This is a genomic window from Kiloniella litopenaei (assembly GCF_000982415.1).
GTDB lineage: Bacteria > Pseudomonadota > Alphaproteobacteria > Kiloniellales > Kiloniellaceae > Kiloniella > Kiloniella litopenaei.
Window position 1 is genome coordinate 48,106 of sequence record NZ_LANI01000003.1, and the last position, 21,780, is coordinate 69,885.

General features: G+C 45.3%; 20 protein-coding genes. 13 read left to right on the forward strand and 7 right to left on the reverse strand.

Going from position 1 to position 21,780, the window contains the following annotated elements; all coding sequences use genetic code 11:
- Positions 1-215: 215 nt before the first annotated feature.
- From WH95_RS04330 to WH95_RS04345, 3 genes are all read right to left on the reverse strand, one after another.
- Entirely contained in the window at positions 216-1,418 is a 1,203-nt protein-coding gene (locus WH95_RS04330) for a pyridoxal phosphate-dependent aminotransferase (RefSeq protein WP_046503527.1), read from the reverse strand.
- A gap of 624 nt (positions 1,419-2,042) precedes the next feature.
- Positions 2,043-2,576: a carboxymuconolactone decarboxylase family protein gene (locus tag WH95_RS04340; RefSeq protein ID WP_046503532.1), complete on the reverse strand. Its 534-nt coding sequence runs from the start codon at positions 2,574-2,576 to the stop codon at positions 2,043-2,045.
- A gap of 126 nt (positions 2,577-2,702) precedes the next feature.
- On the reverse strand, positions 2,703-3,242 hold the full coding sequence (locus tag WH95_RS04345) for a peroxiredoxin (protein WP_046503535.1): 540 nt from the start codon (positions 3,240-3,242) through the stop codon (positions 2,703-2,705).
- A 248-nt stretch (positions 3,243-3,490) separates the two neighbouring features.
- Here WH95_RS04345 and WH95_RS04350 point away from each other — a divergent pair, with 248 nt between their 5' ends.
- From WH95_RS04350 to WH95_RS04395, 10 genes are all read left to right on the forward strand, one after another.
- Positions 3,491-4,744, forward strand: coding sequence for a diaminopropionate ammonia-lyase (locus WH95_RS04350; protein WP_046503537.1), 1,254 nt, complete (start codon positions 3,491-3,493; stop codon positions 4,742-4,744).
- A gap of 48 nt (positions 4,745-4,792) precedes the next feature.
- Positions 4,793-6,922: an excinuclease ABC subunit UvrB gene (gene uvrB / locus WH95_RS04355; protein WP_046503540.1), complete on the forward strand. Its 2,130-nt coding sequence runs from the start codon at positions 4,793-4,795 to the stop codon at positions 6,920-6,922.
- Positions 6,923-7,022: 100 nt separating this feature from the next.
- The gene (locus WH95_RS20430; RefSeq protein WP_052741798.1) at positions 7,023-8,555 is read left to right on the forward strand and encodes a PAS domain-containing sensor histidine kinase; all 1,533 of its coding nucleotides are present in this window, start codon (positions 7,023-7,025) and stop codon (positions 8,553-8,555) included.
- Positions 8,556-8,985: 430 nt separating this feature from the next.
- Positions 8,986-9,957 (forward strand): calcium/sodium antiporter, encoded by a 972-nt coding sequence (locus tag WH95_RS04365; RefSeq protein ID WP_046503543.1) that lies wholly within the window; start codon positions 8,986-8,988, stop codon positions 9,955-9,957.
- Positions 9,958-10,089: 132 nt separating this feature from the next.
- Entirely contained in the window at positions 10,090-10,482 is a 393-nt protein-coding gene (locus tag WH95_RS04370) for a dihydroneopterin aldolase (RefSeq protein WP_046503545.1), read from the forward strand.
- Between the two features lie 706 nt (positions 10,483-11,188).
- The gene (uvrC, locus tag WH95_RS04375; protein ID WP_082114016.1) at positions 11,189-13,219 is read left to right on the forward strand and encodes an excinuclease ABC subunit UvrC; all 2,031 of its coding nucleotides are present in this window, start codon (positions 11,189-11,191) and stop codon (positions 13,217-13,219) included.
- Between the two features lie 137 nt (positions 13,220-13,356).
- The gene (gene mobB, locus WH95_RS04380; RefSeq protein ID WP_046503548.1) at positions 13,357-13,878 is read left to right on the forward strand and encodes a molybdopterin-guanine dinucleotide biosynthesis protein B; all 522 of its coding nucleotides are present in this window, start codon (positions 13,357-13,359) and stop codon (positions 13,876-13,878) included.
- Positions 13,878-15,137 carry a molybdopterin molybdotransferase MoeA gene (moeA, locus tag WH95_RS04385; RefSeq protein ID WP_046503552.1) on the forward strand — a complete coding sequence of 420 codons (1,260 nt, stop codon included), beginning with the start codon at positions 13,878-13,880 and terminating at the stop codon, positions 15,135-15,137. The genes mobB and moeA overlap by 1 nt, the downstream gene beginning before the upstream one ends.
- Positions 15,134-15,385 (forward strand): molybdopterin converting factor subunit 1, encoded by a 252-nt coding sequence (gene moaD, locus WH95_RS04390; RefSeq protein WP_046503554.1) that lies wholly within the window; start codon positions 15,134-15,136, stop codon positions 15,383-15,385. The genes moeA and moaD overlap by 4 nt, the downstream gene beginning before the upstream one ends.
- A 1-nt stretch (position 15,386) precedes the next feature.
- Positions 15,387-15,839, forward strand: coding sequence for a molybdenum cofactor biosynthesis protein MoaE (locus WH95_RS04395; RefSeq protein WP_046503557.1), 453 nt, complete (start codon positions 15,387-15,389; stop codon positions 15,837-15,839).
- A gap of 134 nt (positions 15,840-15,973) precedes the next feature.
- Here WH95_RS04395 and WH95_RS04400 read toward each other — a convergent pair whose 3' ends face one another.
- Positions 15,974-16,855: a branched-chain amino acid aminotransferase gene (locus WH95_RS04400; RefSeq protein WP_046503560.1), complete on the reverse strand. Its 882-nt coding sequence runs from the start codon at positions 16,853-16,855 to the stop codon at positions 15,974-15,976.
- A 182-nt stretch (positions 16,856-17,037) separates the two neighbouring features.
- On the opposite strand from WH95_RS04400, the gene WH95_RS04405 reads away from it, so the two are divergent.
- From WH95_RS04405 to WH95_RS04415, 3 genes are all read left to right on the forward strand, one after another.
- Positions 17,038-17,544: a MarR family winged helix-turn-helix transcriptional regulator gene (locus tag WH95_RS04405; protein ID WP_046503562.1), complete on the forward strand. Its 507-nt coding sequence runs from the start codon at positions 17,038-17,040 to the stop codon at positions 17,542-17,544.
- Between the two features lie 97 nt (positions 17,545-17,641).
- Positions 17,642-18,337: a response regulator gene (locus WH95_RS04410; protein ID WP_046503565.1), complete on the forward strand. Its 696-nt coding sequence runs from the start codon at positions 17,642-17,644 to the stop codon at positions 18,335-18,337.
- Complete coding sequence (locus WH95_RS04415; protein WP_082113978.1) at positions 18,338-19,750, forward strand: ATP-binding protein; 1,413 nt, start codon at positions 18,338-18,340, stop codon at positions 19,748-19,750.
- 38 nt (positions 19,751-19,788) lie between these two features.
- Here the strand turns inward: WH95_RS04415 and WH95_RS04420 are convergent, their stop codons facing one another.
- From WH95_RS04420 to proC, 3 genes are all read right to left on the reverse strand, one after another.
- Positions 19,789-20,130, reverse strand: a complete 342-nt coding sequence (locus WH95_RS04420; protein WP_046503569.1) for a tRNA-binding protein — start codon at positions 20,128-20,130, stop codon at positions 19,789-19,791.
- A gap of 84 nt (positions 20,131-20,214) precedes the next feature.
- Positions 20,215-20,817 carry a TetR/AcrR family transcriptional regulator gene (locus tag WH95_RS04425; RefSeq protein ID WP_046503572.1) on the reverse strand — a complete coding sequence of 201 codons (603 nt, stop codon included), beginning with the start codon at positions 20,815-20,817 and terminating at the stop codon, positions 20,215-20,217.
- 115 nt (positions 20,818-20,932) lie between these two features.
- The gene (gene proC / locus WH95_RS04430; RefSeq protein ID WP_046503575.1) at positions 20,933-21,754 is read right to left on the reverse strand and encodes a pyrroline-5-carboxylate reductase; all 822 of its coding nucleotides are present in this window, start codon (positions 21,752-21,754) and stop codon (positions 20,933-20,935) included.
- Positions 21,755-21,780: the final 26 nt, after the last annotated feature.

Sequence of the window (21,780 nt, forward strand, 5' to 3'; positions counted from 1 at the left end):
GATACGCTTTGTTTTTCTCACAAACAAATCACTGCTGCGTTAACAAGCTGTGTAAAAGATACCAAAAACTTCATAAACCTCTAATCCGCAAACTTATTTCAGGACGAGAAAAGCAAATAAAAAAGGGTACATCAAATGATGCACCCCTTCGTGTTTTGAACCAGATCCTTTCGCCCAACGACGTTGTGGGAAATGATCTGGTATTAAGCTCTTTGTTAGCTTAGTGCTTCACAAGCACGCTTAATACGCTCACAAGCTTCTTTCAATGCTTCCGTAGATGTCGCATAGGAAATACGGAAATAAGGTGACAACCCAAAAGCCTCACCCTGTACAGCTGCAACATCAAAACCTTCGAGAAGGTAAGTCACAAAATCACCGTCAGATGAGATCTGCTTTCCATCCGGTGTTGTCTTGCCAATTGTACCTTCACAAGACGGATAGACATAAAAAGCACCTTCAGGCTTGGAACAGTTAATGCCCGGACAATCGTTAAGCAAATCAACAACCATGTCGCGACGCGCTTTAAAGACTTCGTTGTGCTTTGGAATAAAACTCTGATCCCCGCGCAAAGCTTCAACAGCTGCGGCCTGACTGACAGAACATGGGTTCGACGTGCTCTGAGACTGAATTTTGGCCATCGCTTTGATTAGGGCGGTTGGACCACCGGCAAAACCGATACGCCAGCCTGTCATACAATAGGCTTTGGAAACGCCGTTCATGGTCAAGGTACGATCATACAAGGATGGCTCAACCTGTGCAGGCGTTACGAACTCAAAATCATCGTAAACAAGCTTTTCGTACATATCATCCGTCAGGATCATCACATGTTCATGACGCTTAAGCACGTCGGTCAGTGCCTTCATCTCGTCATAGGAATAGGCCGCACCCGTTGGGTTTGAAGGACTGTTCAACAATACCCATTTGGTTTTATCCGTAATGGCTTCTTCCAGATCTTCGGCCTGTAACTTAAAGCCATTGCTTTGCATGCAAGGCACGGCAACTGGTTCGCCATCAGCCAAAAGAACCATATCGGGATAGGACACCCAGAAAGGTGCCGGAATAATGACTTCATCGCCGGGGTTCAGCGTCGCCATAAAGGCATTGTAAAGAATCTGCTTACCACCAGTACCTACTGTAATCTGCTCTGGCTTATAGTCGAGACCATTGTCCCGTTTGAACTTCTCACAGATTGCCGCTTTGAGTTCCGGCGTCCCGTCAACAGCGGTATAGCGTGTGTCCCCACCATTAATGGCGGTAATAGCGGCAGCTTTGATGTTATCCGGCGTATCGAAATCCGGTTCACCAGCGCCAAGGCCAATGACGTCACGCCCAGCAGCTTTCAGCTCACGGGCTTTCGTAGTTACAGCAATAGTTGGAGAGGGTTTGATTCGCGAGAGGCGATCCGCGAGTTGCGGCATGACCTTATGCTCCTGTTGTTTCGCCGGATCAAGACAAGATTGGTCAGATCGGGCTTACGAGTTTCAAGACGGGGTGTTGCACAGCGGCACCGTAATATAACCGACACAGACACCGCAACAGTGAATCTGAGAATAAAGCCATTTTATACGATCAACGAATCAATGAGATCGGCGAAAAGAGGCGTGCAGATATCGATGTTAAAACCTTACCCACCCAAACACAAAAACACCAAATTGCCTCATTTCCTCTAAATAGCTGTCACACTTGATCTTTAGAAAAGATAACCAGCAGAGTTTTAGTAAACAGGCAACCAACCCAAAAACATAAGTTCTTGACTAGGTAGGTCGCGCCAATCAAGCACGAGGAGTATGCGGGATGCATCGCACAGGATATGTCCGCAATTCACATAAACAATACTCAACAAAAAAAGGTCTTGTAAGTTTAACCGCTCTATTGGCCTTGTTAATCTCGCTGTCCACAGTTTCTGTCTCACTTGCTGCTATCTTATCGCCCGAAACCTTTCTGGCTGAACGGATGACTGAACAAAAGAAAAAAGACATAGAAAAAGAGGCTCGAAAGCCTCTTCCTTAAACGCCGAAACCAATGGTGATAAAATAATTTATCTATTCCACCAAAGCAGCTTCACCATCAAATGTCGCAGCAAGGGCATGCATGACAGACGCGATACGAATAGCGTCCTGAATACCCTCTTTGGAAATGCCACCAGCAGCAACTTGCTTTTCATGTGATTCAATACACATACCACAACCGTTTATGGCCGAAACAGCCAAAGACCAAAGCTCGAAATCCACTTTATCAACGCCAGGGCGGCCAATGATATTCATGCGCAATCTGGCCGGGAGCTTCAAATAGTCTTCATTCCCGCTTAGATGTGTAAAACGGTAATAGATATTGTTCATCCCCATAATAGACGCCGCCGATTTTGCCGCAGAATAGGCCTCAGCAGATAACTTTTCTTTTGCCTCTGCATTAATTGCCTTGATAACAAAGGCATTGCGGCTTGAAAGGGCTGATGCAAGTGCAGTTCCCCAGATCTGTTGATCATTCAGAGATGTCGATGTCAAAACATTGGTAATGTTCAGTTTAAGATCCTTGGCATACTCAGGAACAGCCGACTTCAAATCACTAATAGACACGATCTATATCTCCCTTTATCGCGTGACGTAATAACCTTGATATTTAAATAACCTGGATATTTAAAAGATGAATAAAAAAGGCGGGCTCGGTTACCCGGACCCGCCCTTTATCAAAGCTTCTGGTTCTTAAGCAACTTTAAGAACGTCGTCGCCTTTGTTCCAGTTACATGGGCACAGCTCGTCAGTCTGTAACGCATCAAGGATACGAAGCGTTTCCTGTGGGTTACGACCAACGTTCAAACCATTTACACCAACATGCTGGATAATTCCGTCTGGATCGACAATGAATGTTGCACGAAGCGCAACACCTGCTTCGGCATCCAGAATTCCAAGACCTTCACAAAGCTCGCGTTTGATGTCAGAAACCATTGGGAAAGGAAGATCGTTCAGGTCTTCATGGTCTTTACGCCATGCCATGTGAACAAAATCACTATCGGTAGAAACACCAAGAATCTGGGCGTCGCGGTCTTCGAACTCTTCATTCATTGCGCCAAAAGCAGCAATCTCGGTTGGGCAGATGAATGTGAAATCTTTTGGCCAGAAGAAAACTACTTTCCATTTTCCTTCGTAGCTTTTGTCAGTGATTTCAACAAAACCATCAGTCGGGTTATTGGAAACAACAGCAGTCAAAGCGTATTCTGGAAACTTATCACCAATCGTAAGCATGCTTACACGTCCTCATAATTATGCCCACTTTGTGAGCGCCGGTATTAATGCAAAATCTGATTGCGCAAAGCCCTGCGCAGAGGGTATTTTCATGGCATACTTAATCTGTAGAAATTCACGAAGTCAAGATTTTTTTAGAATAATTCTAATTAACAACTAGCTTTCTGTCTTTACGCTCTTTCCCTCTCTTTGGAAAAAAGCTTAACTAGGCACAACCCAATACCTTAAAACACTTTAGATTAAGCCAAATGGTCCGTTATCTCTCAACTTGGAAAAGATCTCAATTCAGCCTTCTCCCCAACCCTGATGCGTCCAGATCTTTGGCCTATGGAGAGAACCTTGATTACATTCTTTCCAAAGAAAGCTGTCAAAAAGCACTTAATGAAATAACAAGTTGGCCAGAATATAAGGTCAGCCCACTGACCTCACTCCCCGGCCTTGCCAAACAACTTAATCTCGTTGACGTCAGTTTCAAGGACGAAAGTAAAAGATTTAATCTTGGTTCATTCAAAGCCCTAGGCGGTGCCTATGCCGTTTTAAAATTCCTGAAAACCTTCATAGAACAAAAAGACGACATAACAGTTGATACAGATGATTTACGCAAAGGTTTATACAAGAACATTACATCAACATTAACCGTCACCACCGCGACGGACGGAAATCACGGACGTTCCGTAGCTTGGGGCGCCCAGATCTTTGGGTGTAAGGCTACTATCTATGTCCCGGCCAGTTGCAGTCCATCTCGAATAGAAGCCATCAAAGAACATGGCGCAAAGGTTATCCAGACGTCTCTGGATTATGATGAAACCGTCCGACATTGCGTAAAAGAGGCAGAAAAAAACCATTATCAAATTATATCAGATACATCATGGGAAGATTATCACGAAGTACCTGCACAGATAATGCAAGGCTATAGCATTATTGCTGAAGAAGCCCTAAAGGAATACTTTACACGCCCTTTTCGTCAGGCAATTCCCCCATCCCACATATTTATCCAAGCTGGCGTTGGTGGATTAGCTGCCGCGATAGCTGGATATTTCTGGGCCCATCTTGGGGAACGACGTCCCAAAATTGTTATTGTCGAACCCGAAAATGCAGCCTGCTTGTACGCCACTGCTGCAGAAGGAACACTCACCAAAGCAAGGGGCGATAAAGAAACAGGTAATGTTCACACCATTATGGCCGGGCTTGATTGCGGGGAAACATCCCCTATTGCTTGGCAAATTCTATCCCGTAGTGCTGACTTTTTCATGACAATACCTGATGCCATAACAGGTCCAACAATGAAATTAATTGCTGCCTCCCCCTTTAACGACCCGGTCTTGGAGGCGGGTGAATCCAGTGTCGCCGGGCTTGCAGCCTTGATAATGACAGCAACACACGAAGACACACGTGAAATTCTTGGCTTATCGCCGGATTCACGTATTCTTCTAATTAATAGCGAAGGCATCATGGATCAGTCTTTGTTCCAAAAAATGGTTATGGAAAACGAGACGAACTGATCCTATATAATTTTGGTTTCACTCAACCTTTCAAGGCAATAAACACGTATGACTTCTCCATTGATTGAACGCGCTTCTGACAGTTTTTTCAAAGACGATTCAAAACCTTTTCGCCTTGATTCAGAATTCACGCCATCCGGGGACCAACCCCAGGCAATTCAAGAACTTTGCGATGGCTTAAATCAGGGCGAGCGCAGTCAGGTTTTACTGGGCGTAACCGGGTCAGGTAAAACCTTTACCATGGCTCAAACCATTCAACGGCTGCAGCGACCAGCCCTCGTTCTTGCCCATAATAAAACCCTCGCCGCCCAGCTCTATACCGAGATGAAAGGTTTTTTTCCCGACAACGCAGTCGAATACTTTGTCTCTTATTATGACTACTATCAGCCAGAAGCCTATGTCGCCCGGACAGACACTTACATAGAAAAAGACAGCTCGATCAATGAACAGATTGATCGCATGCGCCATGCAGCCACCCGTGCGCTTTTTGAGCGAGATGATGTTATCATTGTTGCTTCTGTTTCATGTATCTACGGTATTGGCTCACCGGAAACCTATGCGCAAATGACCCTGAGCCTCAAGGTCGAGCAAGAAGTCGATATGCGCGACATTCTGAAATCTTTGGTCGAGCTTCAATATACCCGTAATGACATCGCTTTTGGCCGTGGCACCTTCAGAGTACGGGGTGATACATTAGAGATTTTCCCCGCACACTACGAAGATCGCGCCTGGCGGATATCTTTTTTTGGTGACGAAATCGAAACAGTTCAGGAGTTCGACCCCCTAACTGGCGAGAAAACCGCCGATCTAGAGGGTGTTCGAGTATACGCCAACAGTCACTATGTAACGCCTCGCCCCACATTATTACAGGCAGCAAAAGGCATCAAAGCGGACCTGAAGGTTCAACTGGAAAAATTTAATCAGGAAAACAAACTTCTTGAAGCACAACGCCTTGAACAGCGGACGATTTTCGACCTGGAGATGATCGAGGCAACAGGCGCTTGCGCAGGTATTGAAAACTATTCCAGATATCTGACGGGGCGTGCTCCGGGTGAGCCACCACCCACGCTTTTTGAATACCTGCCGGATAACGCGCTGCTCTTCGTCGATGAAAGCCATGTCACGATCGGGCAACTTAACGGCATGTACAATGGTGACTTTGCCCGTAAATCAAACTTGGCAGAATATGGTTTCCGCCTTCCTTCTTGCATAGATAACCGTCCGCTCAAATTTCAAGAATGGGAAGCGATGCGCCCGCAAAGTATTTTTGTGTCGGCAACGCCAGGCCCCTGGGAACTAAATGAAACGGGTGGTGTTTTTGCCGAACAGGTTATTCGCCCGACTGGCTTGCTTGATCCTGTGTGTGAAATCAGACCAACAGAAACCCAAGTCGATGATCTGATCAAAGAATGTAAGGATGTGGTCAGTCGCAACATGCGTGTTCTTGTCACCACGCTGACAAAACGCATGGCAGAGGATCTGACAGAATACCTGCACGAAGCCCACTTGAAGGTCCGCTACATCCATTCCGATATCGATACGTTGGAAAGAATGGAAATTATCCGCGATCTGCGTAAAGGCGTGTTCGATGTTCTTGTTGGCATTAACCTGTTACGTGAAGGACTTGATATTCCCGAATGCGGACTGGTCTGTATTCTTGATGCGGATAAGGAAGGTTTCTTACGTTCGACGACGGCTTTGGTACAAACCATTGGTCGTGCTGCGCGTAACGTTGACGGAAAGGTCATTCTATATGCAGACAAGATGACTCCTTCGCTGACCAAGGCTCTTGATGAAACCAACCGCCGTCGGGAAAAACAACAGGCCTATAACGAAGAGCACGGGATCACCCCTGAATCTGTTCGGAAACAAATTGGTGATATACTTGGATCAGTATACGAAAGCGATCACGTTACTGTTGATCTAGACGGCACAAGTGATAGCCATCGTGTCGGACATAACCTGAAATCTTATATAGATGATCTGACAAAGCGTATGCACGAAGCTGCCGCCGATCTGGAATTTGAAGAAGCCGCCAGGATCAGAGACGAGATAAAAAAACTACAGGATGACGAGCTTGGGCTTTCAAACGCATCAGATAACAATCTATCCGATCGAATGGCGATGGCTGATGCAAAGTCCAAAAGCAAAAAATATCGCAAGGGGAAGAAAAATTGAAGCTAAGACAATAAAAAATGAAACATTGTGTGATTTACCAGTTAATCTTCCAAACATCATCACACAATGATATCGTGTGTCTAACTTCTGGGTAGAATATATGACTTCGTCTTTGACTGTAAACTTGCCAGAGTTCCAGTTTTGGCAGGATCTATCAGCCTTTAACAGGTTAAGTACAGCCATATGGGTCTTTAATATAGATGATCATAAGATCTGGTGGGGAAATGAATCGGCGCTCAAATTCTGGAACGCCGATACTCTTGATGATCTTGTAAAAAGAGATTTCTCGACGGATTCAAGTTCTGTACGAAGACGCCTTGGTGAAATGTTCGAAACATCTGCCAAAGGTGATCGACTAGAAGAAAACTGGACACTCTATCCCAATGGCCGTCCGCAAATGGCTGCTCTTACCTTCACACCAATTTTGATTGAGGACAGAAAAAAAGCGCTCCTCATAGAAGCTACACCACAAGCAAAGGACGAACTGGATCATAGAACCAAGCGCATTTTAGAAGCAATTAGACACACCCCCCTAATGATTACAACATTTGATGGTGACGGAAGCTTACTTGCACAAAATCCGGCAGCAGCGAATGCCTATAACATCCAAGAAAAAACAACAACGATAGAAGATCGTTACAATGATCCCGAGATTAGGAAACGTATTCTCGATCGGCACGACACCCCTAAACGCTTTACAAGAGACATAAAGGTATACACAGCCTTTGGAGAACGCTGGCACACATTAACAGCCGAAATAGGATTAGACCCGGTTTCCGGTCGACAGGTGATTGTCACAACAGAAGAGAACATAACGGAACGCGTTAAAGCCCAGGAAGAACTGAGACGCCTTAATCTTGATTTGGAACACCGTGTCGCGGAACGAACACAAAAACTGACCATTGCCCGACAAGAAGCTGAAAACGCGAATAAATCCAAGGGTAATTTTCTGGCGACTATGAGCCATGAACTTCGCACCCCCTTAAATGCCATTATTGGCTTTTCTGATTTGTTGGGGCACCAGATTTATGGCTCTATAAACGCAAAACAAACAGCCGCCATTAAAGATATACACTCTAGTGCACAGCACCTTTTAGAGTTGATAAACGAGTTACTTGATGCATCTACCATCGATAGTGGCGAATTGAAGTTGTTCGAAGATTTTTTCCAACATGACGATATTGTTGATTATTGTCACGCCACGTTCGAACTAGAGGCCATGAAAAAGGATCAGACCCTTATTGTAGAGAATAAGGTGAAAGGTATTCTGATCAAAGGTGATTCCCGACGTTTTAGGCAGATACTGATCAACCTGCTTGGAAATGCCTTTAAATATACGCCAGACGGCGGGACTGTATCTCTAAACATTGATTATGACACCGACAACAATCTGCTTTTCCAAATCCAAGACACAGGCATTGGAATAGAAAAAACACGTATCCCTGATATCTGCAAAGCATTTACTCAGGCTGCGTCTTCGTCCTGGGCTGCTGGAAAAGGAGTTGGACTTGGTTTGTATATAGCATCAAGATTGATAGACGCCCACGGCGGAACCCTCACAATCGAAAGCGAAATAAATCAGGGAACAAACGTTAAAGTCCTTATTCCAAATAACCGTATAAAAAAAGCATAGCGGCAGTTTAGTTCAAGATTCTCTGATTTTTGAGTGAGGCCTAGCAAGGTTGGTTTGCATTCAACAAGAAAACAATTGATTTTCCTGCGTTAACCCTCACATACAAAAAATGGATGTGATTGTTAAGGTCTGATGCGGACCACTATCCGCACCAGATGAAACAATTTTCCTGGAAATAAATCAGGTTTCATAAAATGCAAACGAAAAGCCACAAACTAGAAATACGTAATCATATCCCAGAGGGACATTATCATTTCAACACCTTAAAAGCTTATTACGCGTCAAAAACCCCAAAATAAGGCCAAAATTTGACAAACCTTCAGATAGGCTATTGAAATACACCCCGATGAGGGGCATTTAATGGCCTGTATTCTCTCGCAACAAAGGTCGTGAGAGATCCGGCGAGAACATTATAAAGAGTGAAATACATATGACAGCAACAGCATTTCTTGCAGCAGGCGGGGGCCTCGTCCTATTAGCAGTGGGCGGTGAAATCCTCCTCCGCGGCGCACTTGGAATTGCTAGCAAACTTGGTATTTCACCAATGCTTATTGGCCTAACAATTGTGGCCTGTGCAACCTCTATGCCCGAACTTATGGTTACATTGGTTGCTGGCCTTGATGGGGTCACGGATATCGGCGTGGGTAATGTTATCGGATCAAACATCGCTAACATTCTTTTAATTTTGGGTGTCGGTGCTCTTATCTCACCACTCGCGACCAAACCTTGTGATGTCATGCGGGACACGGTTGCAATGTTGATTGCAACCGCAATATTTATAGGCTTCGCACTTTTAGGTTCCTTTACGATCTGGCATGGCGTCTTTATGCTTGCCACGCTTACATTTTATATCTGGCGTAGCTATTACCGAGAGAAAAAATGCAATCCAAAGGAAGAAGCAGATCCTGAACTTGCCGAAGAACTAGAAGCAGCACCGGGATCAATCCCCGTTTCGCTTCTATTACTACTAATCGGGGTTGCGGGCCTTATCTATGGGTCTGAGCTTCTTGTGGACGGAGCTGAAACAATTGCCCGTGCCGCGGGGATCTCTGAAACCGTTATTGGCGTGACCCTTGTTGCTCTGGGGACATCACTCCCTGAACTAGCAACAGCGGTCGTAGCTGGTATTCGCGGGCATACTGATGTCGCACTTGGTAACGCGCTTGGATCAAATATCTTCAATCTTCTCCTTATCCTCGGAGTACTGGCAATTGTCTCACCCTTTACCGTTTCCCCGGCTGTTATAGAGTTTGATATGTGGGTAATGGCAGGTGTTAGCCTCTTGATTGTTCCCACAATGGTCCATGCCGGAAAAATCTGTCGATCCAAAGGTGTTTTCTTTCTCGCTTTGTACGCGGCTTATATTCTCTACCAATTTAAAGATAAACTCTTTGCGGCCTAAAAGAGAATCGCGCCACAAAACGGTTGGAATGCTTTTGACCTTCGGAAATTCCAAGCGTAGATTGACGCCCGATTAAATCGCCCTGTTAATCCGGGTTTGTCTAAGATCGTTTAAAAGAAAAGGAATGTCGAGATGACATCCGAAAAGTCCGCTATTTCCGGGAGCCAGTTAACAGAACAAAAGTTGATTGTAAGAGACCTTACACTGAGCTGTAATATAGGGTTGACCGAAGAAGAAAGACTTCGACCTCAGCGGCTTAAAGTGAATCTTGAGCTCACGCTGACCCCACTTCCGGTTCTTAACGACGAGATTGATGAAACAATCAATTATGGAATACTCGTCAAAAAAGTCAGAAATGTCTGTTTACAGACCAAAGTTAAACTTTTGGAAACACTGGCAAATGATATTTCAGAAACCTGCTTCTTTGACGAGCGAATTAAAGCGGTTCATATGCGGATTGAAAAGCTTGATCGCTATCCGGACGTCGCAGGTGTCGGCATCGAAATAACGAGACACCGTTCATAAGGAACATCCCTCTCGTAATGAAAAAACCATCTCAAAAGGCCAGAGTTCGCTCTGGCCTTAATCGCATTGTGCATTAAGCTCAAGCATTAACACTTTTTAACAAATCTCCTTCCAGTAAGCCGCTCCAGATTCTGCTAATGATCAAAGTCTGCGCAGATAAAACCTTTAAGAATCAAAGAAATTTTATTACGAGAATCCCTTACTTGTACACAGGAGAAATCTTTCTGTAACCGTCAAGCCATAAAAAAGAATTTTTTTTATACTTTAGAGCGTTGACTTTGAATTTAACAACAATATCAATAGCTTGTAAAATATGCCTATTTTTTAAGCAGCTTATTGTAATGCTAGTGTTTTCAAGGGGTATACGCGTAGGCTCACAAGATAGCCACAAAGTTATCCACAGGATCCGTGGATATAATTTTGTACGGATTCACGCGGGTAAAATGACAAATGCGACGAATCCTAAGACTTCTAAAGAGTCCCATCATTACATTAAGAAAGTGTTCTTGACCTGTTCCACTTTAAACGCCATCTAATGAAGTAACAACACACCCTTCTTAGGGCAGATGTAACCTGCTATATTAGATTTCCTAGATCTAATAAAATTGAACAAACATACCGGACCTATCAAAGCCAATCGATGACAAAAGTACCTTCGCGCAAAGCAAGAAAAAAGGACCCCTCTCAAGGTGGTAAAAGATCGGCCATGGCAGCGCGTGAAGATCTGGATCTGACGACGACCAGTGTATCACTTGATACTGTATCCGGTTTATCGGAAGACACTATCAGCTGGGAAGCAGGATCACAGTCAGAAACAGTACAGCCAACAGAAACCAGTAATATTGAAACTGGCACCAAGGTTATCTTGAGCGTCGTCAAAACATTACCGGGTTCACCCGGTGTGTATAGGATGATGGATAGCGACGGAAATCCTCTATACGTTGGCAAAGCCAAAAACCTCAAGAAACGTGTCGTTTCATATACGCGGGTTGATCAGCTCCCATACAGAATAAAACGTATGGTCTCTGAAACCCGGTCGATGGAAATCGTACAAACAAATACCGAAGCAGAGGCTCTTTTATTAGAAAGCAATCTAATCAAGCGCCTTGCCCCACGCTACAATGTCTTGCTTCGCGATGATAAGTCCTTTCCCTACATCCTGATTACGGCCGACCACGAAGCGCCGCAGATTACAAAACACCGCGGTGCTCAAAAAAGAGAAGGCCGTTATTATGGTCCCTTTGCAGATGCCAGATCCGTTAATCAGACGATAACAGCTTTGGAAAAAGCCTTTTTACTTCGCTCTTGTAGCGACGGTGTTTACACAAACCGTACGCGCCCTTGCCTGATGTACCAAATCAAACGCTGCTCTGCCCCATGTGTTGGCCGGGTATCTCTATCCAATTATGCCTCTCACGTACGTGAGGCGGAAAGTTATCTCAGCGGTTCTTCTTCGGATTTTCAAAAAAAGATGGCCGAGAAAATGGAAACGGCTGCTGAAGAACAGGACTATGAACAAGCTGCTGTTTATCGGGACCGTATTCGCGCCCTGACGGCGATTCAATCCAAACAGGAAATCAATATTGCTGAACTGGATGATGCAGATGTTTTCGCCCTCTTTGAAAAGGCAGGGCAATCCTGTATTCAGGTATTCTTTTTTCGGGCTGGACGAAACTACGGAAACCGTTCTTACTTCCCAAAACATGACAAAACAATAGAGCCCGAAACAGTTCTTACCTCCTTTATCGCCCAGTTCTATGCAAACAAACCAGTGCCTAAACTGGTGATGGTCAGCCATAAACTGCCCGAAGCCCCCGTTCTGGCCGAAGCTTTGGGAACCAAGGCTGGAAAACGTGTCCAGGTCGCCCACCCTTCCCGAGGGGCAAAAAGAAAACTGGTCGAAAATGCGACTGTTAATGCCCGCGAAGCACTCGCGCGGCGTATGGCAGAAAGCGCAAGCCAGCGCCGATTACTCGAAGGCCTGTCCGACATGCTTTTTCTGGAAACAACCCCGGAAAGGGTTGAGGTTTATGATAACTCTCATACTCAAGGGTCAGAGGCTTACGGCGGGATGATTGTCGCAGGCCCCGAAGGCTTTATGAAAAAGGCCTATCGGAAATTTAAAATCCGTGGGGACAAATCCCAGAAAGTGGACGTCAAAACTGATGGCAGTCCAGGCACCAAACCTGCTGAATTTCAGGCTGGCGACGACTACGCTATGATGCGAGAAGTGTTAACCCGCAGGCTCTCAAGAAGCTTAAGGGAAGACCCGGATAGACAAACGGACCAATGGCCAGACCTTCTCGTTCTCGACGGTGGTCAAGGCCAATTGACCGTTGGCCTTGAAGTTCTCGAAGATTTGGGACTGACGGATATTCCAATAGTTGCCATTGCCAAAGGCCAGGACAGAAACGCAGGCAGAGAGAGGATCTTCCTTCCCGACCGCCCATCATTTCTGGTCGACCCCAAAGATCCTGTCTTGTACTTCATCCAGCGATTACGGGATGAAGCACACCGTTACGCTATCGAAACCCACCGCAAAGGCAGAACCAATGCACGGTTAAAGTCTGCTCTTGACGGTGTTCCCGGCATTGGAGCAAAACGAAAAAAGGCACTTCTGTTCCGCTTTGGCTCCGCAGACGCCGTTGCCCGTGCAGGTATAGAAGACCTGGCCGCAGTTGATGGAATCAGTCGTGTTGTCGCACAATCAATCTACGATCACTTCAACACTGAATAATCTCTGTTTCGCTATTTACGACCTCAACTTTTTTATTCCAAGGTCGCCATCACCTTATTTGATCTATAACATAGAAATTGGCCTATTCGAGCGTTATATAGCGTGTAGTAATTTACCAATTCGTCAGAGGATTTATTATGAAGGTTTTTGGCCTTGCAGGTTGGAGTGGTAGTGGCAAGACAACTCTTCTTAAACAGTTGATCCCGACCTTGGTCCAGCGTGGTTTAAAGGTCTCGACATTAAAACATGCACACCACAAGTTTGATGTCGACAAACCCGGCAAAGATTCATATGAACACCGCGAAGCAGGTGCAAGTGAAGTTATGATTTCATCCGGAAACCGCTGGGCTCTCATGCATGAACTGCGTGACGAAAAAGAACCAACTCTGGAAGAGCTAATTCCACATATGACGCCCGTGGATATTCTTTTAATAGAAGGCTTTAAAAGAGAGAGCCACAAAAAACTGGAAATATTCCGCCCAGCCCTCGGAAAACGAATGCTTCACAAAGATGATCCAAATATTATCGGGGTCGCGACCGATGACGCCGAAATAGATACATCGTTACCTGTCATTGACCTCAATAACATAGAAGCAATCGCCGACTTCATCTGCGCATCCTGTGATCTTCAAAACAAGATCAGAAAGGCCACTGACTGATGGCCCAGCTTTCAGATGATTGTTTTGCTCATGGCGGCAAGCTGATGACAACAGCCGAAGCACTCACCCTGTTAGAAAACAAGCTTCGGTGTATCACAAGTACAGAAATCATCTCTGTTCAGGATGCATTAGGCAGAGTATTGTCCGAAGACGTGATGTCGCCTTGTAACGTTCCACCACACGACAATTCCGCTGTTGATGGCTATGCAGTATATTTTGATGACTTAAACAAGACATCAGTAACCACACTGCCGATTAGTGACCGAATTACCGCCGGAAGCCATGTTCCGGGAACTCTAGACAAAGGCACCGCTGCCCGAATTTTCACAGGCGCCCCCATGCCCTTAGGCGCTGATACGGTATTGATGCAGGAAGATTGCACCCTAGTGGAAACGAATAAAGTTTCTATTCCTGTGGGCATTAAATTGGGTTCAAACAGGCGTTTTGCTGGTGAAGATGTTGAACAAGGCTCTGTTATTTTTCGTGCTGGCCGCAGAGTTCGACCGCAGGATCTGGGGCTGATTTCCGCGATTGGGATTTCAAAAATCAGCGTTCAAAAATCCCTTCGTGTTGCCTTTTTTTCTACCGGAGATGAGCTCAGAAACCCTGGAACACCCCTCGAAAGCGGTCAGGTCTATGATTCCAATCGCTATACAATAAATGGTTTATTAAAAAATCTGGGCTGTAACGTAACAGACTTGGGCATTCTACCTGATAAACCAGACCTTATTCACAAGGCACTGGAAAGCACTATCAACAGGTTTGATCTGGTCCTGACATCTGGTGGCGTATCTGTTGGTGAAGAAGACCATGTAAAACAAGTTGTTGAATCTCTGGGTTCGCTCCACGCATGGCGGCTTGCTATCAAACCCGGCAGGCCCGTTGCTCTGGGCCAGATCGGCTCTACTGCATTTGTCGGGCTACCCGGTAATCCTGTCGCCGTTATTGTCACTTTCGCAAACTTTGTTCGGCCCCTGATAAATTTACTGTCTGGTGCGGAAAATGTAACACCGAAAACCTTCCCTGTTGTGGCAGCCTTTGCACATAAAAAGAAGAAAGATCGCAGAGAATGGGTTCGCGTTCATCTGAGAGAAAGCCTTGACGGTCAGTGGGAAGCGCATAAATATTCCAAGGAGGGAGCTGGTGTTCTCTCGTCAGTGTGCCACTCTGATGGCTTCGCCGTTCTGAATGAAGACCTTTTATCTGTCCACCCCGGGGACACCATTTCCTATCTGCCTTTCAACGAGATTGCTTTATGAAAATTCTCTATTTTGCATGGTTACGAACAACAATTGGCAAATCTTCCGAAGATATTTCGCCCCCAGAGGCCGTGCATACTGTGAGTGATCTTCTGAATTGGCTTCCCTCGCTTGGCGAGAACTACAGTTCTGCCCTTGAAAAGCGAGACCTGCTTCGGATCGCCATAAATCAGGAATACGCCGATCTTGACCAGAAAATCAAACCAGGGGACGAAATAGCTATCTTCCCCCCTGTAACAGGCGGTTGACATGATCAGGGTACAAGAAAAAGATTTTGATGTGGGGCAGGAAATTAGAAATCTGACCCTAGGGAATCATGCTATCGGCGGGGTTGCTTCATTCCTTGGCCTAGTAAGGGACATTGCCAGTGAGGAAGAAATTTCGGCAATGACCCTTGAACACTATCCCGGCATGACAGAAAAGATGCTTGCAGAAATAGAAGCCGAAGCCAATCGCCGTTGGGAACTGGATGCCAGCCTGATTATTCATCGTTATGGTCGAATGGAGCCAGGTGAGCAAATAGTACTGGTCATTACCTGTAGCAAGCATCGTAAGGCAGCTTTTGAAAGCTGCGAATTTCTGATGGATTACCTAAAGACCAAGGCCCCCTTCTGGAAGTTGGAAGAAACACCCGAGGGAGGGAAATGGGTTGATGCACGTGATAGTGACGATACCGCCGCATCACGCTGGATAGAAAAATAAATTAATAAAATTATAAAAAAAAATAGCGCCCTGTCGGTTAAACAAGGCGCTATTCTTGTTGCAAATTTTACTTTCTTTGTATCAGCCAAAGGAGTGTTCAGAATATCGTCCCAGAATCTTATGCTGTGGGAAACTTAAGCTGTGGGTTGGCGAACAAGCTCGTCATAGGCCAGTAAAAGGTCTTTTGTTATATCCCCCGGGGTAAATTTATAATTCCCAATTTCCGACACCGGGGTCACTTCAACCGCTGTACCTGTTAAAAACACTTCCTGCGTATTTGACAATTCTTCGGGCATAATAGCCCTTTCAATCACCTCATACCCTTTTTGCTTTGCCAGATCGATAATTGTACGACGGGTTATTCCATCAAGAAAACAATCGGGTGTTGGCGTATGTATTTTGCCATCCTGAACCAGGAAAACGTTTGCCCCCGTCGCCTCTGCGATCTGCCCCCGGTAATCAAGCATCAACGCGTCATTGTAACCTTTTGCCTCGGCAGCGTGTTTGGAAAGGGTTGCGATCATATACAATCCTGCAGCTTTGGAATGAACCGGAGCCGTGCTTGGATCAGGACGACGCCACTCTGCAAAGTCCAGCCGGATACCTTTCAATCGATCTTCCGGTGAGAAGTAAGACGGCCATTCCCAAGCAGCAATCGCAACATGTATACGTGATTTTTGGGCGGAAACCGCCATCATTTCACTTCCGCGCCATGCAACTGGCCGCAAATAACCATCAACAATACCATTGGCATCCATCACCTCTTGCGCAGCCAGGTGTAGTTCATCAATCGTATAGGGAATATCAAAACCAAGTAGTTTTCCGGAACTGATCAAACGCTCGTGATGTTCCTGTCTCTTGAAGATCCGGCCATTGTAAGAACGCTCACCCTCAAAGACGCTACTGCCATAATGAAGACCATGACTAAGAATATGAACCTTAGCATCCCGCCAAGGTATTATTTCACCGTTGTACCAGATAGAACCGTCGCGATCATCAAATGGAAGCATAGTCATAGCTTTCGTGTTAAAGGTGGTATAGAGTTCATTTTTTACGTATCTTTCATTGGCTTAACCACAGCATCATTGGATGAACCACAAAAAGAACAGTAACTTAATTACAAAATACAGTGAATAATTGATATCTTCATTTATTCATAAGTAAAAACAGATAATACTAATCTAATAGATAAGTCAACATGACTGACATAAAATCCGGACCTAATCCTCTTTTCCTTCGAACAGACGAAATCATGCAAGCAATTGAATTGCTGTTTTTTGCATACAGAGATTTCACCGGAGAACCCGACGAATTACTGGCTGAATATGGCTTTGGGCGTGCTCATCACAGGGTAATTCATTTTGTCGGACGGCACCCCGGCATGACAGTCAGCGACCTGTTATCGATTCTTCAAATCACCAAACAGTCCTTATCACGGGTTCTTTCGCAATTGGTGACCGAAGGTTTTATCAAACAAACCCCCGGTGAAGTTGATCGACGACAGCGCTTGTTAGAATTGACAGAAAAAGGGGCTGAGCTTGATGAGAAACTTTTTAATGTCCAACGGCAAAGGATTGTGAAAGCCTATAAAGAATCCGGGGCAGAAGCTGTTGCCGGTTTCAGATCAGTTCTCATGAATATGATGGATGAAAACGACCGTACCCGCTTCACTCAAAAAAACACGCTTCCAACACCTCGACGTTAAGAGATTATCACAGCTAATTTTTGACAGCCGCACCTCAATTAAGCCCCGTGAATAATTAAGACCTGTGAATACAAATCCGACACGCTATACTATAAACATGAATGATTTTAACCCACATTTATTGGTCGTAGACGATGATACTCGGCTCCGTGAACTCCTACAGAAGTTTTTAACGGATCAAGGTTTTATGGTCACGGCGGCCTCTAGTGCAGAAGAAGCTAGATCAAAACTGGCATCTTTATCTTTCGACCTGTTGATTCTTGATATCATGATGCCCGGCGAAAGTGGATTAGAGCTTACAAAATCCCTCAGGGAAAAGGATGATGTTCCCATACTTTTGTTGACAGCAATGGGGGAAACAAATGACCGGATCAGTGGGCTGGAGGTCGGTGCAGATGACTATCTTTCCAAACCCTTTGAACCACGGGAACTTGTTCTGCGTATCAATGCGATTTTAAAGCGGATACAAACAACAACTCCTGTTACTGAACTCTCAACAGAGAATGTTATTTTTGGATCTTTCAGATTTGACGTACGTAAATCGCAGCTTTGGAATAACGACGAATACATACATCTGACCGACGTTGAGGCAGCTCTTTTAAAAACTCTGGCCCAGCAAGCAGGAACCGCGGTGGGACGGGATGACTTGATAGATAGTGGATCTGAACTCGCCAATACACGTAGTGTCGATGTTCAGGTTACCAGATTACGACGGAAAATTGAACAAGATCCCAAATATCCAAGATTCCTTCAAACGATCCGCGGCGTCGGATACATCTTGAAAACAGATTAAATGACCAGCACCCCAGCCAAAGAATCATATCTGGATGAAGAAGATATCCTTCCTAAAAAGAAGAAACGCCCTTTCTTTTTAAAGCGATACCTTCCTAAATCCCTTCTGGGGCGTTCTTTAATTATTATTATCACCCCTCTTTTACTGGTACAGGCTATCTCGGTCTGGGTGTTTTATGATCGTCACTACGAAACCGTAACAAAACGCCTGGCCCAAGGCATTGCAGGTGACATCGCCACCTCAATCCTTCTATTACAAGAAGCAGAAACCCCCTTTGACAAAGCAAACATTTTTCAGTTGATGCAAAAGACTGCGGGATTATCGCTTACCCTGCATCAAGGGATTGAGCTACCCCCTGTGAACTGGGAACCTGGTTGGTCAGTATTGGAACGCCGACTTGATCAGGCGATCCATGATCAACTGCTCAAAAACCTGAACGAAAACTATCGCTACGACATAGATACAACCAGTCTGGTTGATCAGGTTAAAATACAAATCGAGCTGGAAAATGCTGTTTTATTGGTTCTGGTTCCCAGTAAGCGCCTTTTTACCTCAACGACTTATCTCGTTATTCTTTGGATGGTTGGTTCATCCGTTATTACCTTTGGCGTTGCGGTAATCTTTATGCGCAATCAGGTTCGTCCGATTCAACGATTAGCCCGAGCCGCAGAGAGCTTCGGTAAAGGTCGGGATGTAAAAGGTTTCAAACCCGAAGGTGCAACAGAAGTCAGACAAGCATCTGGCGCTTTCATTCGGATGAGATCTCGGATCAAAAGACAGGTCGAACATCGCATGGCAATGCTTGCTGGGGTTAGCCATGACTTAAGAACCCCACTCACACGGATGAAACTGCAACTGGCCATGTCAGGACAGTCAGAAGAAACCAAAGACCTTCAAACCGACGTCGCTGAAATGGAAAAGATGATCGAAGGTTACCTTGCCTTTGCACGGGGAGAAGGACACGAACAAACCGCATCATGTAATGTATCTGCCCTTATGAAAACATTGATGCAACAGTTGAGCTTTAACAACAACCCCATCGATCTACATATTGAACAGGAAATAAATATACAGCTTCGCCAGGAAAACTTTAAACGTGCGATCAGCAACCTTGTTACAAATGCACAGCGATATGGTAGCCACGTGATGGTCTGCGTTAGAAAAAAATCAAAAGATGCTGACGAGCTACTGGAAATAACAATTGACGATGATGGGCCAGGAATTCCAGAAGAACACCGAAAGGATGTCCTAAAGCCATTCTTTCGCCTGGAACAGTCCCGAAATCAGGCAACAGGCGGCGTTGGACTAGGTCTTTCAATCGCCAATGATATTATCAGTAATCATGGCGGTGATCTTTCATTGGAAGATGCCCCCGGTGGCGGTCTACGGGCCAGAATTTCTCTCCCATTCTAGCTTTTTTCTCTGCCCACGCTTTCTTGTAACCACGCAACTTAATGCATTCTGCTACCGTTAGGCACTTTGAAATCAGGGGATAGCAAAACGATGCCGTCTTTATCATCAGATGCACCCAAAACAAGAATCTCAGACATGAACTTGCCAATTTGGCGTGGCGGAAAGTTCACAACAGCCATTACCTGACGCCCAATGAGTGTTTCTGGCGTGTAGTGATCTGTAATTTGAGCAGACGATTTACGGACCCCAATATCACCACCAAAATCCACCCAAAGTTTAATTGCCGGACGACGAGCTTCGGGATAAGGCTGTGCATCAACCACGGTTCCAGCCCTGATATCCACCTTCAGAAAATCATCAAACGTCAACTCATCACTCATAAAGCTTATTCCCTCTATAAATAGAGAGGAATAATTATACGCAACTCATTGAAAAGCAAGACAGGTAGAACAAAACAAAGCAGGTTAAGCCGCTTTTTTCCGAATTGATCTCGCTCGGGTGTTTGAACAACGTCTTGCTATTGTATCCAAACGCCCAAGCACCTTATCCAGCTTAGCCATTGTCTTGGATAAATCTTCGCTGCCATCATGCAGCCAGGTTTGTAGGGCTGCAAGATACGCAAGGGAAAAGGCTTTTGTCCGGATAATTCCCCGCATTCCAGATGTTGATATACCCGCAGTTTCCAACATCAAAGGCATCGACCGTCTTAAGTTACAAAAGAACAACAAGGCGGAAACAGGGTCCCGTCGACTATCTTTGACAACAGCCTTAATTCCCTCTTTATAGGGCGTAAGTGCATCAAATCTGTTCATACAGATTTCAAACAACCTGTCTTTTGCGGGTTGGTTAAGAGAGTCATTATCATATTCCCCGAGAACACCTTGATCAGCCTGTTCGGATATGAAGCACAATATACTATTCTTGGAAGGGAAAATCTGGTGCAATTCGGATAATGATACTTTTGAAGCTTCGGCAATTTCAGCAAGCGACAGAGTTCCCCATCCCTGTTCGACAGCCAAAGACATGGCCGTCGATACGATATGCTGGGGTATTTCAGACTTTTTCATCACTACTCTCCCCAAAATGAAGATATTTCTATTATATTATTATATAAGGCAGAAAATAGAGATTAAAAGACAGTTCTACGGTCTCAAAATGCGCCAGCTCAAGGGACTTTCCAGGCTAGGACAGCTCTTTACTTCTTTTGGCAGCAGCAGCAACCGCCTTGCTCATGACGGGTTGCAAACCATCATCTGCCATCAGGACTTCTAACGCAGCTTGCGTCGTTCCATTCGGGCTGGTGACATTTACACGAAGTTGGCTAGGGCTATCATCTGAAAGTCTAAGAAGTTCTCCAGCGCCCGATACCGTTGTATCAGCCAATTTTTGTGCCAACTCTTTGGGTAACCCTGCATCAACCCCGGCCTGTGCAAGACATTCAGCCAGATAGAAGATATAGGCTGGGCCGCTGCCCGAAACACCCGTAACGGCATCAATCTGATTTTCGGCATCAAGCCATGCAGTTTCACCAACAGCAGCCATAAGACCTTCGCAGATATCTGCCTGTGCCTGACTGACATTTTTGTTCGCATAAAGAACCGTCATCCCACGAGAAACGGCAGCTGGCGTATTCGGCATTGTGCGGACAACGGCTGCATCAGATCCCAAATTATCTTCGAAGAAGGATATTTTTTTTCCAGCAATAACAGAAAGGAACACTGCACCTTGTTTTGCATAGGACTGATAACTTGTAATTGTCGCATCAATCATCTGCGGTTTAACCGCAAAAAGGATATAGTCTGGCTTGAAGGCTCCATCCAGATCTTCCAGCGCTTCAACAGCCTGCACACCTTTGTCGACAAAGGGCTGCATGTAAGGTGCTTTTGCCGAGGGATCCACAATAGCAACCTGTGCTCCCTCTAAACCACGATCTAACCATCCTTGCAGCATTGCGCCGCCCATCTTGCCACAACCAACAAGCAGCAAGGTCCCATTGTTAAGCATTTTTAGTGTCCTGTTTCCTAAACCTT

Coding starts and splice junctions, on each gene's coding strand:
- WH95_RS04330 (WP_046503527.1), bottom strand. CDS start 1,418: ATGCCGCAACTCGCGGATCGCCTCTCGCGAATCAAACCCTCTCCAACT.
- WH95_RS04345 (WP_046503535.1), bottom strand. CDS start 3,242: ATGCTTACGATTGGTGATAAGTTTCCAGAATACGCTTTGACTGCTGTT.
- WH95_RS04350 (WP_046503537.1), top strand. CDS start 3,491: ATGGTCCGTTATCTCTCAACTTGGAAAAGATCTCAATTCAGCCTTCTC.
- uvrB (WP_046503540.1), top strand. CDS start 4,793: ATGACTTCTCCATTGATTGAACGCGCTTCTGACAGTTTTTTCAAAGAC.
- WH95_RS20430 (WP_052741798.1), top strand. CDS start 7,023: ATGACTTCGTCTTTGACTGTAAACTTGCCAGAGTTCCAGTTTTGGCAG.
- WH95_RS04365 (WP_046503543.1), top strand. CDS start 8,986: ATGACAGCAACAGCATTTCTTGCAGCAGGCGGGGGCCTCGTCCTATTA.
- WH95_RS04370 (WP_046503545.1), top strand. CDS start 10,090: ATGACATCCGAAAAGTCCGCTATTTCCGGGAGCCAGTTAACAGAACAA.
- uvrC (WP_082114016.1), top strand. CDS start 11,189: ATGGCAGCGCGTGAAGATCTGGATCTGACGACGACCAGTGTATCACTT.
- mobB (WP_046503548.1), top strand. CDS start 13,357: ATGAAGGTTTTTGGCCTTGCAGGTTGGAGTGGTAGTGGCAAGACAACT.
- moeA (WP_046503552.1), top strand. CDS start 13,878: ATGGCCCAGCTTTCAGATGATTGTTTTGCTCATGGCGGCAAGCTGATG.
- moaD (WP_046503554.1), top strand. CDS start 15,134: ATGAAAATTCTCTATTTTGCATGGTTACGAACAACAATTGGCAAATCT.
- WH95_RS04395 (WP_046503557.1), top strand. CDS start 15,387: ATGATCAGGGTACAAGAAAAAGATTTTGATGTGGGGCAGGAAATTAGA.
- WH95_RS04400 (WP_046503560.1), bottom strand. CDS start 16,855: ATGACTATGCTTCCATTTGATGATCGCGACGGTTCTATCTGGTACAAC.
- WH95_RS04405 (WP_046503562.1), top strand. CDS start 17,038: ATGACTGACATAAAATCCGGACCTAATCCTCTTTTCCTTCGAACAGAC.
- WH95_RS04410 (WP_046503565.1), top strand. CDS start 17,642: ATGAATGATTTTAACCCACATTTATTGGTCGTAGACGATGATACTCGG.
- WH95_RS04415 (WP_082113978.1), top strand. CDS start 18,338: ATGACCAGCACCCCAGCCAAAGAATCATATCTGGATGAAGAAGATATC.
- WH95_RS04420 (WP_046503569.1), bottom strand. CDS start 20,130: ATGAGTGATGAGTTGACGTTTGATGATTTTCTGAAGGTGGATATCAGG.
- WH95_RS04425 (WP_046503572.1), bottom strand. CDS start 20,817: ATGAAAAAGTCTGAAATACCCCAGCATATCGTATCGACGGCCATGTCT.
- proC (WP_046503575.1), bottom strand. CDS start 21,754: ATGCTTAACAATGGGACCTTGCTGCTTGTTGGTTGTGGCAAGATGGGC.